General features: G+C 47.8%; 16 protein-coding genes. 5 read left to right on the forward strand and 11 right to left on the reverse strand.

All coding sequences use genetic code 11. The annotated features are described in order from the left end of the window. Positions 1–10 precede the first annotated feature (10 nt). Entirely contained in the window at positions 11–400 is a 390-nt protein-coding gene (locus C8R30_RS05870; protein ID WP_090669487.1) for a DUF2784 domain-containing protein, read from the forward strand. On the opposite strand, the gene ttcA is transcribed toward C8R30_RS05870, so the two are convergent. Then, positions 394–1,314, reverse strand: a complete 921-nt coding sequence (gene ttcA / locus C8R30_RS05875; RefSeq protein ID WP_090669490.1) for a tRNA 2-thiocytidine(32) synthetase TtcA — start codon at positions 1,312–1,314, stop codon at positions 394–396. The genes C8R30_RS05870 and ttcA overlap by 7 nt on opposite strands. 117 nt (positions 1,315–1,431) lie before the next feature. Between ttcA and C8R30_RS05880 the strand changes: the two genes are divergently transcribed. From C8R30_RS05880 to C8R30_RS05890, 3 genes are all read left to right on the forward strand, one after another. Continuing rightward, positions 1,432–1,950 (forward strand): cupredoxin domain-containing protein, encoded by a 519-nt coding sequence (locus C8R30_RS05880; protein ID WP_107783049.1) that lies wholly within the window; start codon positions 1,432–1,434, stop codon positions 1,948–1,950. Continuing rightward, positions 1,947–2,432: a DUF411 domain-containing protein gene (locus C8R30_RS05885; RefSeq protein ID WP_420812393.1), complete on the forward strand. Its 486-nt coding sequence runs from the start codon at positions 1,947–1,949 to the stop codon at positions 2,430–2,432. The genes C8R30_RS05880 and C8R30_RS05885 overlap by 4 nt, the downstream gene beginning before the upstream one ends. An 88-nt stretch (positions 2,433–2,520) precedes the next feature. After that, the gene (locus C8R30_RS05890; RefSeq protein WP_239654204.1) at positions 2,521–2,967 is read left to right on the forward strand and encodes a c-type cytochrome; all 447 of its coding nucleotides are present in this window, start codon (positions 2,521–2,523) and stop codon (positions 2,965–2,967) included. A gap of 114 nt (positions 2,968–3,081) precedes the next feature. Here C8R30_RS05890 and C8R30_RS05895 read toward each other — a convergent pair whose 3' ends face one another. From C8R30_RS05895 to C8R30_RS05925, 7 genes are all read right to left on the reverse strand, one after another. After that, a complete protein-coding gene (locus tag C8R30_RS05895; protein WP_107783048.1) occupies positions 3,082–3,792 on the reverse strand; it encodes a 2,3-bisphosphoglycerate-dependent phosphoglycerate mutase in 711 nt (236 codons plus the stop codon). Between the two features lie 20 nt (positions 3,793–3,812). Beyond that, complete coding sequence (locus C8R30_RS05900; RefSeq protein WP_090669499.1) at positions 3,813–4,856, reverse strand: fatty acid desaturase family protein; 1,044 nt, start codon at positions 4,854–4,856, stop codon at positions 3,813–3,815. Position 4,857: 1 nt separating this feature from the next. Continuing rightward, entirely contained in the window at positions 4,858–5,310 is a 453-nt protein-coding gene (locus C8R30_RS05905) for an HIT family protein (RefSeq protein WP_090669502.1), read from the reverse strand. Between the two features lie 3 nt (positions 5,311–5,313). Then, entirely contained in the window at positions 5,314–6,138 is an 825-nt protein-coding gene (locus C8R30_RS05910) for a phosphocholine cytidylyltransferase family protein (RefSeq protein WP_090669505.1), read from the reverse strand. A gap of 100 nt (positions 6,139–6,238) precedes the next feature. Beyond that, positions 6,239–7,393, reverse strand: coding sequence for a cysteine desulfurase family protein (locus tag C8R30_RS05915; protein WP_107789747.1), 1,155 nt, complete (start codon positions 7,391–7,393; stop codon positions 6,239–6,241). Positions 7,394–7,456: 63 nt separating this feature from the next. Then, positions 7,457–7,705 (reverse strand): tetratricopeptide repeat protein, encoded by a 249-nt coding sequence (locus C8R30_RS05920; protein ID WP_090669511.1) that lies wholly within the window; start codon positions 7,703–7,705, stop codon positions 7,457–7,459. Between the two features lie 93 nt (positions 7,706–7,798). After that, positions 7,799–8,749, reverse strand: a complete 951-nt coding sequence (locus tag C8R30_RS05925; protein WP_258191949.1) for an alpha/beta hydrolase — start codon at positions 8,747–8,749, stop codon at positions 7,799–7,801. A gap of 47 nt (positions 8,750–8,796) precedes the next feature. Here C8R30_RS05925 and ppa point away from each other — a divergent pair, with 47 nt between their 5' ends. Then, positions 8,797–9,345 (forward strand): inorganic diphosphatase, encoded by a 549-nt coding sequence (gene ppa, locus C8R30_RS05930; RefSeq protein ID WP_107789748.1) that lies wholly within the window; start codon positions 8,797–8,799, stop codon positions 9,343–9,345. Positions 9,346–9,374: 29 nt separating this feature from the next. On the opposite strand, the gene C8R30_RS05935 is transcribed toward ppa, so the two are convergent. The 3 genes from C8R30_RS05935 to C8R30_RS05945 all read right to left on the reverse strand — a co-directional run bounded on the left by C8R30_RS05935 (position 9,375) and on the right by C8R30_RS05945 (position 13,880). Further along, positions 9,375–10,556: a BaiN/RdsA family NAD(P)/FAD-dependent oxidoreductase gene (locus C8R30_RS05935; RefSeq protein ID WP_107783046.1), complete on the reverse strand. Its 1,182-nt coding sequence runs from the start codon at positions 10,554–10,556 to the stop codon at positions 9,375–9,377. A 112-nt stretch (positions 10,557–10,668) separates the two neighbouring features. After that, entirely contained in the window at positions 10,669–11,190 is a 522-nt protein-coding gene (locus C8R30_RS05940; RefSeq protein WP_090669520.1) for a hypothetical protein, read from the reverse strand. A 221-nt stretch (positions 11,191–11,411) separates the two neighbouring features. Next, positions 11,412–13,880 carry a vitamin K epoxide reductase family protein gene (locus C8R30_RS05945; protein WP_181258702.1) on the reverse strand — a complete coding sequence of 823 codons (2,469 nt, stop codon included), beginning with the start codon at positions 13,878–13,880 and terminating at the stop codon, positions 11,412–11,414. Positions 13,881–13,981: the final 101 nt, after the last annotated feature.

Below are 13,981 nucleotides of genomic sequence, written 5' to 3' on the forward strand. Positions count from 1 at the left end.
TTTTTAAAGCATGCTGTTAGCCGATATCGTATTGATCATACATTTTATGTTCGTTTTATTCGTTGTCGGTAGTCTGCCTCTAATCTGGATTGGCGCGTGGATGCATCTGAAATTTGTGCGGAATCGTCTATTCCGTTTTGCTCACCTAGCAGCGATACTGTTTGTTGTCGGAGAATCCCTGCTAGGCAAGGTGTGTCCATTGACAAGATGGGAGCATGAATTACGGGAAATTGAGTCGGATCAAAGTTTTATTCAATACTGGCTGCATCGCGTGTTGTACTATGATTTCCCTGAAAGCGTATTAACAGCAATTTATGGGCTATTTGCTATGTTGGTCATCCTGACGTTCAAATGGGTTCCTCCAGCGATTGCCGAAAAATCAGAAAGCAAGCATCAATGATGCGCAGTTTCGTCACTTTCTTCACCTTGTATACGAGCAGGGAATGGGAGAAGTTCCGTAATCGGAGGCTCAAAAATTTCTTCATCAAATGCCATATCCCCATCAGCGATAGCCGTCCCGTTTGGCTTAAGACCTTGAAAATCGTAAAGACTAGTGTCGGCTAGGTGGGAAAGTTTGACATTTTGCAACGCCGTGAACATCGTCTCTAATCTTCCGGGAAATTTTTTGTCCCATTGTTGCATCATTTCTTTGATTACTTGCCGTTGCATATTGGGTTGCGAGCCGCATAGATTACAAGGAATAATCGGGAAATTCTCGATTTCGGCGTAAGCAGCCAAATCTTTTTCTTTGCAATAGGCCAGTGGGCGAATCACGATATGGCGGCCATCGTCACTGATTAATTTAGGTGGCATGGCTTTGAGCTTACCCCCATAAAACATATTGAGAAAGAATGTTTCGAGTATGTCATCTCTATGATGCCCTAAGGCTATTTTCGTCGCGCCTAGCTCCGAAGCAACACGGTAAAGCACTCCGCGGCGCAAGCGGGAACATAGACTGCACGTTGTTTTTCCTTCAGCAATAACCCGTTTGACGACACTGTAGGTATCTTGCTCGACGATGCGAAAGGGTATGCCAATTTGAGTGAGATAATCCGGCAAAACTTGCTCAGGGAAACCGGGTTGTTTCTGGTCAAGATTGACAGCGATCAATTCAAAATCCAACGGTGCATGGGCTTGGAGGTTACGTAAAATATCAAGCAAGGTATAGCTATCTTTTCCACCCGATAAACATACCATAACGCGATCGCCCGCTTCGATCATATTAAAGTCGGCAATAGCGGTGCCAACAAGGCGACGCAATCTTTTACGAAGTTTGTTAGTGTTATATTGTATTTTTCTGGATAATGTTTCCATCATGCAAATGCCATAGACCTTAAAATGATAAATATCTTATTCTTTTATACTGCAATAGCTGCCACAAATTAAATAGTTTAGCAGCTGGAACAATAAAACCGTAATGTGCTCTAACAGATGAATCTAAAAAAGCTGATTTGTACCATAACCCAAAAGGAACAGAATGTAATGAAGAAGTGTTTTTCGATATTCTTCTTGATTTTAATGTTCTGGCCGGTTAGTGTTTCAACTGAGATGAATTCTCAGCACGATGGTACGAACGCTTCGAGGATTGGTAAACCCGGCGATCCTGCCAATGTCACACGCACCATAGAAATCAAAGTAATCGATAATCGTTTTTTGCCTTCCAAAATCACTGTGATGCAAGATGAGACTATCAAATTCATCATAAAAAATGAAGGTTTAAGACGCCATGAAATGGTGATTGATACGTTGGAAAATTTAAAAAAACACGCCAAATTGATGCGTTCTGATCCCGCTTATATCAGTGATAAACCTAACCATGTCGACGTATTGCCGCGCGAGCAAAAAGAACTCATATGGCACTTCACAGAAAGCAGTATAGTCGATTTTGCATGCGGTTATCCTGGTCACTTCAAAAAGATGCGCGGGAAAATATATGTGGAGAAAAAATGAGAACAATGAATTACAAAATTTTTATGAAATCGATCGTAGCGGGTGTGTTGGCATCCATGGTATTTTCAGCTTCTGCTTCCGAAACAGTTGAAGTCTATAAAAGCCCAACATGCGGTTGTTGCTCGAAATGGGTTGATCATCTAAAGGATCATGGCTTCAAAGTTAATGAGCATGACGTTGGTAACAAAGAAGCACGAGCGCGAGCTGGCATATCGCCTTCTCTCGGATCATGTCATACTGCGCTTGTTGGCGGTTATGCCATTGAAGGACATGTGCCTGCGCGCGATATCAAGCGCCTTCTCAGAGAACAACCTAAGGCAGTAGGACTGGCTGTGCCAGATATGCCACATGGCTCGCCAGGCATGGAAGGGAAGCGAAATGACCCCTACGATGTACTGCTTGTCAAGCAGAAGGGGGACCAGCGCCGAGATGCTTCGATTTACAGCAGCTACAATACCCCGGAACAAATAAGATTTAAGTAAAAAACGATTACTTGGCGAACGCGCTTTTTTAATTCCTATGCAGCTTGATAAAAAATTCCCTATCCTTTTACCACTATCGATAATAGGTGTGGTTTTAATATCGGGCTGTACGGATCCTGTCTCGACCATTACCAAAATTCTGCAGCAAATTCAGCCCGATCAAGAAATAGTTAGAAACTTCGATGCGGCACAGATCGAACGAGGCTATGCAACCTATCTGAAAAATTGTTCCGTTTGTCATGGCCCAAACGGCGAAGCCACACCTGATTGGAGAAAACCGTTAGAAAATGGAAGATACCCCCCACCACCATTAGATGACAGTGCGCATGCCTGGCACCATTCAACGGAAGAATTAAAGCGCTTTATTTTGAACGGAGGGCCACCGGGCGAGGGGCGCATGCCGGGATGGGAAGGTGTACTGACTGAGCAAGAGATCGATGATATTCTCGTCTGGATCAAATCATTGTGGTCAGACGAGGTGTACGAAGCTTGGTATCGGCGCATTGAGAATAAGGAGCCGTATACTAGCAAGTAATTTGCGCCAGCCCCTAAGTCAAGGCAATATATAGATGAAGATTGTTGCGTTGATTTTTCAGCATGGTAGAGAAACTCTCGAAATTAAGCACATCAAGGGTATCTCAAATTGGATTCACCCCTTTCCCCGCTGTACGTAATAATACCGCACCAAATTAAGCTGGTGATCGAGCTCAAAACACAGTGGCTGGGCAGTGGCGATGGAAAGCTTCATCACTTGCTTTTGTGACAGGTTGGCAAGCAGCATCATCAAGCCACGTAACAGATTTTTATGTGAAACGATTAGCACGCGCTTGCCACACCGTATTTCTGGCAAAATTGTATGCTGCCAGAAAGGAAGTACACGCTCCACCGTTTGTTCAATGCTTTCCGCCTGCGGTAGTACGACTTTATCAATCTCGGCATAGCGTGCTTGATTACCTGGAAATCGCACATCGCTCACATCCAGGGCAGGGGGTGAAGCTGCAAAACGAATCTGGGTGCTCAATACAGGCCAGATGCCAAATTGCCGAATAGCTTGCCAACGACCCAACCCTTCCAACGCGCCATAATGACGTTCATTCAATCGCCAGTCTTTTCTAATGACTATTCCTTCTAAACCCATTGTAGCCAATACAATCCTAAGGGTATCTGCCGCGCGCTGTAGTTCTGAGGTATAGCAGATATCGAAAGTATAGCCTGCGTCCCTGAGTACGCGGCCTGCGCGTTCCGCTTCTTGTTCACCTTTTGCACTCAACGGCACATCGCTCCAACCGGTAAAATGCTTATCCTTGTTCCAGATGCTCTGCCCGTGGCGCAGCAACACCAATTGTACTATAGCGTTCATAGGGATAATCCTTGGCACTATCACCGTGACGACGATAGGGAAGCTTCTTTCCATATGCGCGCCAATGCGTCCCACAGTCCTTTACGGACTGTTTGCAGATAAAGCGTATTGTCGCTCAAGCCATTAACCAGCCGCCTCTGCGCTTTGCCGAGATTGTGATAGGGCAGACTCATGAAAAGATGATGTGTCGCGTGATAACGCAGACCTACCGGGGCCCACAGGCCGGTAACGAAATTACCTGGAATATTGATCGAATCGAGGTATTGCTCAGCCAAGCCCAGCGTGCGATCCCCTGGATTGCGGTAAGCATGTGCAGCCAGGGTGCGCAGCGAATTCAAAATAAAGATCAACACAGCAATGACATACCAGAGTACCAGCACTGCGGGGGAGAGTATCCCAACGACCACGCCGGCAACGACCATCGATGCAAACAAGAAGGTCGCGCATTCTTGCAAGCGCCAGTTGTGATCGTTACGCACTGCGTTCGGTGCACGCTTGTAATGTGGATTGATCGTCAAGGATGAAGCCCGTTCCCAAACGAGCCTGCGCAAGGGAGGAATCAGATAGGATAGCGGTGTCAACAGCAAGAAACGCGCGACCAGCAAAAGCGGCAACAGGAATGACAGCAGCACGTAACGAACCATCTCACTGGGCCGCTGGATGGCAAATGGCAAATATTCTCCATCCTTGCTCGTGCCGTACACATCACGCTTATGATGGTCGTTATGAACACCATCATAAGTAAACGACGGAATCATCAGTGGAATCCCGCAAAGCAGGTTCCATACCAAACGAAAAACTTTAAAGGTTCCTTTTTTGAGATGGGCCAGTTCATGGATAAAAATTGCCGATCGATAAAAAGTCAAAACCGCTACGCCACAAGCAAGTACCTGCCAAATCGATAAAAACGGACTATGCAACGCTGTCACGAAGGCCACCCAACTTAAGGTGATATGAAATAGAAAATCGCACCAGTATATCCAGGGATTGGGTGTCATCAGATCGCGCACGAGCGCATGCGCTTCGTGCAGCGGAAAATCAACCGATGTATTGTTATCAGACATCTTAAGTACCGTGCTCCCAGCAGGCTTTAATGCGCTCGATGATCAGTTGGCGAGTGGCGCTATCGGTATCATTGATCTGGCCGAAATTCGGCACTGCTGGCCAGCCTGCATCGACAAAGGCTCGATCATTGAATGATATCGCTTGGGCATACCGTGGGATTACGTGAAAATGCACATCCGGATCGACCATCATCAGCATCAGATAATTCAATTTGTCGTATTGGAACGCTTTTTGCAGAGCTGACTCGATCTGACCTGTCACCTGATGCAATTCCACGAAGCTCGCAGGGCTCAATTCAGAAAAGGCATGAACGGGTTCGTGCGCAACCAAAACCAAAGCGCCCAAGGTCAATTGCGCAGGACGCAGCAGCACACTCCAATGGTCATACTGGTGGATGACCGTGTCTGGCGCACCGAACTTTTGCATCGTGCCATTATAAACAGTGATTGCCATATGCTAGATCGAAGTAGGTAAAACATTACTATGCACTGTGCTTGCCAGTTTACTCGCATCCTTCAAGGTACTGCCTTGTAAAGCAAACAGTGTTTCAGTTCTGCGTAGGTCATCGATAAAGTCAATTTCGCACCAATTGTAGCCTTGTACCGAGCATGAATTCACTACGCGCTGCTGGGCGAGCATATCGATGATCGTGAGATACCAGGATTTAAGTTTGGCGGGGTCACGCAAAGCTTGTTCGACCGCATGACGGAAAAGTGACACCCCTTGTTCACGAAAATAAATCAAGCCAATCGATTCGGCATCCGTTTGGCCGGCAGTCAGCACCTTGCTGACATGCCGCACCCATCCTTCGGCATCCAATTGCACTTTCATGTCGTCTTCATCGTAGGCATTCTTGAAATCAACGCACAATGTAATGGGGACTTTCTCCGTTGCAAACACGCGCGACAATAGCCCCGCATCAAACAGGGTATCGCCATTGAGTAGCAGGAAATCCTCAGTCATCTCGTGACGTGCAATCCAGCAACTGGCCAGGTTATCCGCCACTTCGTAAAATGGATTGAACAGTGTTCTGATACGTGGATACCGTGCATAGCGCTCGGTCAGCAGGTTCTCCACCTTCGCCACTTGAAAACCCGCGATGACGATCACTTCTTCGATACCGGCCTGCAATAAAGCATCGATTTGCCAAGCGATTACAGGCGTGCCAAAAACCGGCAACAGGCACTTGGGGGTATTTTCAGTCAGAGGAAGCAGCCGCCGGCCTTGTCCAGCACTTAAAATAATCGCTTTTGCAGGGCACGCCTTTAAATTGTCAGTCATAACTTCTTGGTCAAATGATTTACCTTCCGGAGGCAATACAAACTGTTTCGAAATTGATTTTAAGAAGTTATTCTACTTGAAAACATCTCGGTTTCCTCAATCAAATCAGTATCCCATTCAAACGCTTCAACTCCTCAGCGATTTTACGGGTCGCTTTCAAAAATCCATCAACCTCTTCTTCGGTATTGTCGTGCCCCAGACTCACTCTGACTGCACACCGTGCCAACATGGGCGCAACACCCATTGCCTCCAGCACATGGCTCTGCCCCGGCGTGACGCTGGAACAGGCTGCGCCGCTCGCAACGGCAAAACCGGCTTTATCCAGACGGATGACCAAGGTATCGCCTTCGATTTCCGGTAATGCAAAATAACAAGTATTCGGCAGGCGAGGCGCGCCCAGACCGAAAATAGTCGCCCCCATTGCTATTAACCCACGCTCGAGCCTGTCACGCAAGACCGTCACACGAGAGGACAACTCCTGCATGCGCGACCAGGCCAGTTGACAAGCCGCACCAAAACCGACAATCGCCGGCACGTTTTCAGTACCCGAGCGTAAGCCATGTTCATGTCCTCCCCCATAAATAAGTGGCTTAAGCAGCAATCGCTTGTCGACGATCAAGGCAGCCGCACCTTTCGGCCCGTATATCTTATGCGCCGAAAGTGTCATCGCATGCACATTCAGCTCGTTAAAATCGACTGGGATTTTGCCGAACGCCTGAACCGCATCGGTATGCACCCAAGCCCCCTGTGCTCGGGCCATGTCGGCGATTGTGGTAACGTCTTGAATTACACCGGTTTCATTGTTTGCTGTCATCACGGAGACCATACCAGGCCGCTCTGCCAGTACCTGCTCAGCATCATCCAATTTCACCTGCCCCAATTCATCGACAGCTAATGTGCGCAATTGCCAGCGCTCACTGCTTCTCCTCGCCAATTCCTGCGCAGGACGCTTGATGCAAGGATGTTCGATCGCGCTAATAACCACGCTGGATGGTTTCAAATAGTCTGCCACACCGCGTATGAATAGATTATTGGCTTCCGATCCGCCACTAGTAAAGATAATTTGTGATGGCTGTACGCCGACTGCTTGCGCCACCTGCTCTCGCGCCTGATTGATCGCACGGCGTGCAACCATTCCATACGCATGTCGGCTGGAAGCGTTGCCATAGCTTTCCCGGAAATAGGGTAACATGACCTCCAATACTTCCTCATCGACCGGGGTAGTGGCATTGTGATCAAAATAGGTTTCGCTCATTGATTTCCTCTTTTTTCTTGAATGGACACGGGTTGCGCCAGTGCCATTTCGCTATTTCGGAATTTATTGAACATCCAGGATTTCCAGGGCCTTATGCAGGGCCTCTATCGATTCTTTGTGTTTTCCTTTTTTATGCAAAGCTTCCCCTTCCGTTCGCAACTTTCTGACTTCAATCTCCTGAGACTGAGTGATCGCTGGTTTTTTTGCCATTGCTTCGTCAATTTTTCTCATATCGATTGTGCAGCGATAAGCGAATGTGCTGCTGCTAACTATAAGCAAACAAACCATAACGATTAATTGACGAAGTATCATCGGTTTCTCCTGTCATCTATAGTTAACTAAATTGACCATGAACTTCCGAAAGATAAAGCATGTCGTGAGTTTATCGCACCCCATAAAAACAGCCTATTCCACGTGATCGTCTTGGCTCACGGCATGCCCGGGTCGATCGTTATTCCCTGCACCCCCTCTGGTCTGAATAAATTCATCCATCGCCAGTGCCCATTCTTTCCGGCTATAAATGAAGCCCACATTGTGCCCGCCTTGCAATTTAATGAATTGCTTAGGTTCGGAAGCCGCTTCGAACAGTGCTTGTCCGTGTGAAAAAGGAACAATCTCATCCTGTGGGCTGTGCGCAATCAATACCGGGCAGTTAATCGACTGCAAGTAATCGATCGTACTGTACTGAAAGCGCGACAATAGACGAACAGGCAAAAAAGGATACAATTCGGCTGCCAGATCGGGTACGGAAGTAAACGTAGAAGCCAGCACCAAGGCGCGCGGTTCATGCTGCGCAGCTAGCCAAGCAGCGACCGCACCTCCCAGCGACTCGCCGAATAGCACGATATCCGTAGAGCGAATCGCTTTTTCCTCGATCAAATACTGCCATGCTGCAACCGCATCCTGATAAGTACCTGCTTCCGAGGGCGCGCCGCTGCTTTTGCCATACCCCCGGTAATCGAAAATAAACGTGTTATAGCCCAATCGGTAGAACGTCAGTAAATAATACATGCGGTGGGAAATATTGCCCGCATTGCCATGAAAAAAAAGAATGGTTGCCTTTGCCGATGAAGCTGCCGGTATAAACCAGCCATGCAAGGATTCGTTATCGGTAGTGGTCAATGTCACCGACTCATAGGACAGCCCATCGTCTGCTGGCGTCGCCACCAGCTCGCGCTCCACTTGCGGAAAATAGAGCAGGCTCGATTGTGTAAAAAATACCAGCAACAGCAATGCGATGTAGCCCATTGCGATAAAAATAACCGTATTAAATAGCATCCTTATCATGTTCAAGCTGAGCGAGCATCCTAAAGTAAAAAAAATTAATTGGTAAGCCTGCATCGTATCCCAGATCATCCGCACCTCTCGCTATAATACCGCTTTATTTATCTCCAGGACTACCCATGAATTTAGATCGCGTCGATTCCGGCCATGATCTCCCCAATGATTTCAATGTAATCATCGAAATCCCTATGAATTCCGATCCCATCAAGTATGAGATGGATAAAAAAACTGGCGCGATGTTTGTCGATCGCTTTATGTCGACCTCCATGCATTATCCCTGCAATTATGGCTATATTCCGCATACCTTATCTGAAGATAAAGATCCGGTCGACGTACTGGTGATTTCCCCCGTACCTTTGATCACCGGTGTGGTAGTACGCTGCCGGCCGCTCGGCGTACTGCAGATGACGGATGAAGCCGGTGAAGATATCAAGCTGATCGCCGTACCCATCGATAAGCTCTGCAGCCTGTATACCCATATCAAAACGCTGGAGGACCTGCCTGAATTCATGCGGTCGCAAATTGCACACTTCTTCGCACATTACAAAGACCTCGAAAAGGGTAAATGGGTCAAAATTGAAGGCTGGGGCGGCCCAGACCAAGCCAAAGCTGAAATCATGTCGGGAGTAAAGCGTTATAATTCAGCGAAAACCAAACCCAAATTCTAGTTCCATCGACTGCCTGATCCAGGCCTGCGTTACACCACCTGTCCAGCCACATGGCCCGAAGACCAAGCCCACTGGAAATTAAAACCGCCGAGGTGACCGGTCACATCGACGACTTCGCCGATAAAAAACAGACCGGGGCATTGCTTGGCCTCCATAGTCTGTGAAGAAAGCGCCCGGGTATCGACCCCACCCACGGTCACTTCCGCGGTCCGGTAACCTTCCGTGCCCGTCGGCCAAACTTGCCATTCATTGATTGCACGCGCCAAATTAGCGAGCTTTTGGTCGGACAATGACCCCAACGGCCCATCGCACGCCTGATCATCACAGATACTCAGCGCCAGCCGCTTGGGCAATATCTCGGTAAGCCTATTGTTGACATGCTGCTTGGGCTGACTGCGTTTCTTCTCTTTGCAATGCATGAAAACATCGATCCCTGGCGCAAGGTCGATGATGAGGGCACCGCCTTCCTGCCAATAAGACGAAATCTGCAAGATGGAAGGGCCGCTCAATCCACGATGCGTGAACAGCAGTCCTTCGGCAAAAACCTGTTTACCGTAGCGTACTTCCGCTTCGACTGACAAGCCGCTCAAGGCCTTGCACCGCTCCAGCAATGTACCGCCGAACGTCAGCGGAACCAGCCCGGCCCGTGGCCGGATAACGTTCAGGCCGAATTTCTTGGCTGTTTCATAGCCAAAATTTGTCGCACCGATTTTCGGGATGGATAGCCCGCCCGTTGCGATTACCAGCGAGCGGCATGTCTGCTCACCCTGATTTGTTTTAACTTGGTAGCCGCCCGCTATGGCCGTGATCTCATGCACGCGCGTGGCGGTCTCCAATTTAACTCCCGCCTCACGTGCTTCCGTCAACAACATATCGATAATCTGCTTAGATGAGCCATCGCAAAACAACTGCCCCAGTTTTTTTTCGTGGAAGGCGATGCCGTGGTGTCGTACCCGCGCGATGAAATCCTGCGGCGTATATTGCTTGAGTGCAGATTTGCAGAAATGCGGGTTTTGCGAGAGATAGTATTGCGGCTGCGCATGCAGATTGGTGAAATTGCAGCGTCCGCCGCCAGATATACGTATTTTCTCAGCAATCTTTGCCATATGATCGATCAGCCATACGCGCCGCCCACGTTTTCCGGCTTCGATTGCACACATCAGCCCAGCCGCACCGGCTCCGATAATGATCACATCGTAGGTTTGAGACATTTTTGCGGGGTTCAGTAATCCAAGGCAGGGGATTTGTCAGCGATGCACGTTTAGGAAGATTTTTTGAATGTGGCAAGATTCCCTCCATAACCGCATTCCTTATACGTCCCACCTATACGTAGAATCGACGATCAACACGGTCATTCGCACCCCGTTTGGGTGTTGACGCACAGGCCTGCACATACCGCCACGCGCGCTCACCTCGATTGCGCTCCCCTCGCAGCGTCACCTGCACATGAATTTCATCCCGCTGCTCGATCAGCAGGTTGAATACGTAAGGTGGCTCAGCTTCACTATTTTTTTGCACGGAAGAACGAATTTCTGGATTCGGTCCAGGGGGATCCAAAACGGCATCCGGATTGGTTGGGGAATTACGCGCATAAACGCCAGGCAGTAATCTCATGTCATGCGCAACGATCTCGGCAGTTCCAATGTCGGGGTACACACGGTGACTGAATCGCAGCAAGCGAAACGACCAGCGACTGTCTGCCTGCAGCCGACTCATGACGCAACGCGCCAGCCTTGCATGATTCTCGACGATCTGGTCTTCATAGATCAAGGGCCTCTCTTTCTGCTCGCTAAGACTGACGCACGCGGACAACAATACGGCCAGCAGCATGATTGATCGTTTCATGGCCTTCTTTCTCCTGGAAAAATGGTAAAACGTAGCTCTGATTTGGGCTCATTGTAGATAGCATACTGTTTTTACTGGTGAATACCTCATAAATCGATGTCGGCATCAATTACCTGCTTGCGCTGAGCCTGGCCATATACCCCTATACGCTATAATACTTAGCTATCAATAAAATTCCGTTTAATCATTGCATGAACCTCTGAAGGATCAGGCTAAAAATTTCAAACAATAAATCGGTCCCATGTTCCATAATGATTGTGAATGGTACCTCGAGGCAAACAAAATGCAATTAAAAGTAATCCACATAGGATGCTGGAAATGAGTGACATCATGCTAGTATCATAAAAGAAAGGGGTAACTAATAAAGCAGTGCCAAGGGGTATGATAAAAAAGCGGCTGGCGCGGGCTGATTCGGCCAGCGCCGTGATGGTCACCGTCAGAACAAGTGCGCCAATCAAATGATCTGCATTGGCCATGCTCGTTCCAGCATCGAGGGTAACACGGGTAAACATCAACCAAATCCCTATGGGGATACACAACACCAAATTCCAGGGCAGAGTCACGCCGCCCCCCAGTATTTCCTTAAAAATTTTTGACGGCCTTTGTGCAAAATCATCTTCGATGGCCTCCCATTTTCCTTCGTCTGTATCACCTTGAAAGAAAACACGCAAGAGAGAACGCCCTTGTTTTTTGCGGCGATATAAAAATTGACTTGTTGCGACCAATTCATCGATGGAATAGGGAATTTGTAGCAGCATGGCCGCGGCAGCAATCAAACATAATGTACACCACGTCCCGAGCAAGATAGGCTGAATAATGATAAAGAAAATGGAAACAATGCCCAATGGCACAATCATGATACCGAACAATATCACCAGCCACGGCATCGTGCGCCAACGCCTTGCTGAGCCTATGATGCCGATCAGAATTTCCAATGCATAGGTCAGCGCCCCCAGTCCAGCATCCGGTACCGGCCAAGCTTTAGAAATAGACGAAGTGATAATTTCTTCCGTTCCATTTCGCGGGTCTTCCAGTGAGCCTGCAAAAAATGGCTCCCATACTCCCTCGATATGACCAAGCTGATAAGCGCAGAGGTAGCGGGATATAAAAAAACCTACAAATGCTAGAATGATGATTGGCAAACGTTGAAACCAGCCGGAAGGTGAATATGCCCAACCCGGCGGAATTGTCGGACCGGTTTGCGCAGCAACTGCTGCAACACCTGGTTCTGGTCGAGTTAACACTGCAAATCCAATGACCAACATCCCGACAATCGTGTCGTTAAGATAACCAGCTGCAGTAGGTGCCCAAAAGATTAATGGTGCGCACAATAACCAGAGCCCCACAGCCCCACAAAGCCAGCGAACCAGACCAAAGCGCCATGACAGGGATATGAATGACAATACCAGTAGGGTGAAACCAGAAACAACATCGCTCCACACCATGGCTTGCGACTCATACGCCAACGTAAAAGGGGCCGTTATGAGCCAAAAGGCTAGGCCCATATTGAGGAAATGCGCCCAAAGATTTTCATAATGTTGACGGCGATATGCTATTTCATGTCGAGACCTGATTTGATCAGCGTTTTTATGCTTTTCCTTCGCCGTTAGTACCCAATCCGGCAATGGAATGCCGTTCCTTTTATACCAAGCAGCGGGGTCTTTTTTTAGGCTGGCAATGAGATTTTTTAATCCATCGTAGATATTATGCTTGGGTTGCCAATCCAGTAATTCTCTCGCTCGACTGATGTCGAGATCGTAATGATCGGAAGCAAGATCTATCATGAATGGCCTGATGAAAGGCTTTTCACCATGATCAATTGCATCAGGAATGATTGGTTCAACTTGCGCCTCTAGCCACGCGCCAGACTTTGCAACAAATTTCGGAATATCGATCGTTTGCCACTCTTTCTTGCCAAAAATCAGATGACCGATCCGATTTTGCAATTCCCGATAGCTCATCACTTCACTCTCGCCCGCGAGTATGATGTTGGTCTTTGGCAGTTTCTTGCGGCGATCCACTACGCGCAGGAAAAGATTGACCATGTCTTCTTTATGGATGAGAGCCTGACCGGCCATCACATCGCCAGCATAAAGATGACTTTTAAAGTCACGTTCGTAAATCCGCGCAATCTGGTGAGACAACGTTGGTACCGCACTATCGTTATCATATACGCCTGCTAATCGCAAAATGGTAAAAGGGATATGGCCATGTTGCTGCATTATGACTTTTTCTGCCGCGGCTTTGGATTGCGGATAAGCCCACCGCGGTTTGAGAGGAGAATCTTCGTTGATTTTTTGGCCTGGAACCGTGGATTCATGCACCAGCATGCTGCTGGAATAAATAAAACGCTCAACCTCAAAATCCTGCAAAATTTTAAGTAAATACCGGGTGCCTTCAACTGTAATCCTCTGATAAAGCGGATTGGATGCACCAGTAAAATCAAAATAAGCAGCTAAATGGATAATAGCAGCAATTTTTTGCCCATACCTGACTCGTATATTGTTTAATGCTGATTCTATGGAATCTTCATATGCCAGGTCACAATTGACATTGTCATCTGCTTTTTCACATGGCTTGATATCAAGTCCAATTACATGGTAGTTCTTCTTTAAGACTTCACAAAGCGTACTTCCGATATTACCGGAAGCTCCCGTTATGACGATAAGCGGTTTTTGCCGATTAATCATGCACTCGTAAATCCAAATAGGAGGTTCAGTTCTTGGTGGGCACTTGATGCAACTTACCGATACCTTGAAGAATATCTCACGGCGATTCTAAATCCAAGTGC

It is taken from the genome of Nitrosomonas nitrosa (genome assembly GCF_003051105.1).
GTDB lineage: Bacteria > Pseudomonadota > Gammaproteobacteria > Burkholderiales > Nitrosomonadaceae > Nitrosomonas > Nitrosomonas nitrosa.

Coding starts and splice junctions, on each gene's coding strand:
- C8R30_RS05870 (WP_090669487.1), top strand. CDS start 11: ATGCTGTTAGCCGATATCGTATTGATCATACATTTTATGTTCGTTTTA.
- ttcA (WP_090669490.1), bottom strand. CDS start 1,314: ATGGAAACATTATCCAGAAAAATACAATATAACACTAACAAACTTCGT.
- C8R30_RS05880 (WP_107783049.1), top strand. CDS start 1,432: ATGAATCTAAAAAAGCTGATTTGTACCATAACCCAAAAGGAACAGAAT.
- C8R30_RS05885 (WP_420812393.1), top strand. CDS start 1,947: ATGAGAACAATGAATTACAAAATTTTTATGAAATCGATCGTAGCGGGT.
- C8R30_RS05895 (WP_107783048.1), bottom strand. CDS start 3,792: ATGAACGCTATAGTACAATTGGTGTTGCTGCGCCACGGGCAGAGCATC.
- C8R30_RS05900 (WP_090669499.1), bottom strand. CDS start 4,856: ATGTCTGATAACAATACATCGGTTGATTTTCCGCTGCACGAAGCGCAT.
- C8R30_RS05905 (WP_090669502.1), bottom strand. CDS start 5,310: ATGGCAATCACTGTTTATAATGGCACGATGCAAAAGTTCGGTGCGCCA.
- C8R30_RS05910 (WP_090669505.1), bottom strand. CDS start 6,138: ATGACTGACAATTTAAAGGCGTGCCCTGCAAAAGCGATTATTTTAAGT.
- C8R30_RS05915 (WP_107789747.1), bottom strand. CDS start 7,393: ATGAGCGAAACCTATTTTGATCACAATGCCACTACCCCGGTCGATGAG.
- C8R30_RS05920 (WP_090669511.1), bottom strand. CDS start 7,705: ATGATACTTCGTCAATTAATCGTTATGGTTTGTTTGCTTATAGTTAGC.
- C8R30_RS05925 (WP_258191949.1), bottom strand. CDS start 8,749: ATGATCTGGGATACGATGCAGGCTTACCAATTAATTTTTTTTACTTTA.
- ppa (WP_107789748.1), top strand. CDS start 8,797: ATGAATTTAGATCGCGTCGATTCCGGCCATGATCTCCCCAATGATTTC.
- C8R30_RS05935 (WP_107783046.1), bottom strand. CDS start 10,556: ATGTCTCAAACCTACGATGTGATCATTATCGGAGCCGGTGCGGCTGGG.
- C8R30_RS05940 (WP_090669520.1), bottom strand. CDS start 11,190: ATGAAACGATCAATCATGCTGCTGGCCGTATTGTTGTCCGCGTGCGTC.
- C8R30_RS05945 (WP_181258702.1), bottom strand. CDS start 13,880: ATGATTAATCGGCAAAAACCGCTTATCGTCATAACGGGAGCTTCCGGT.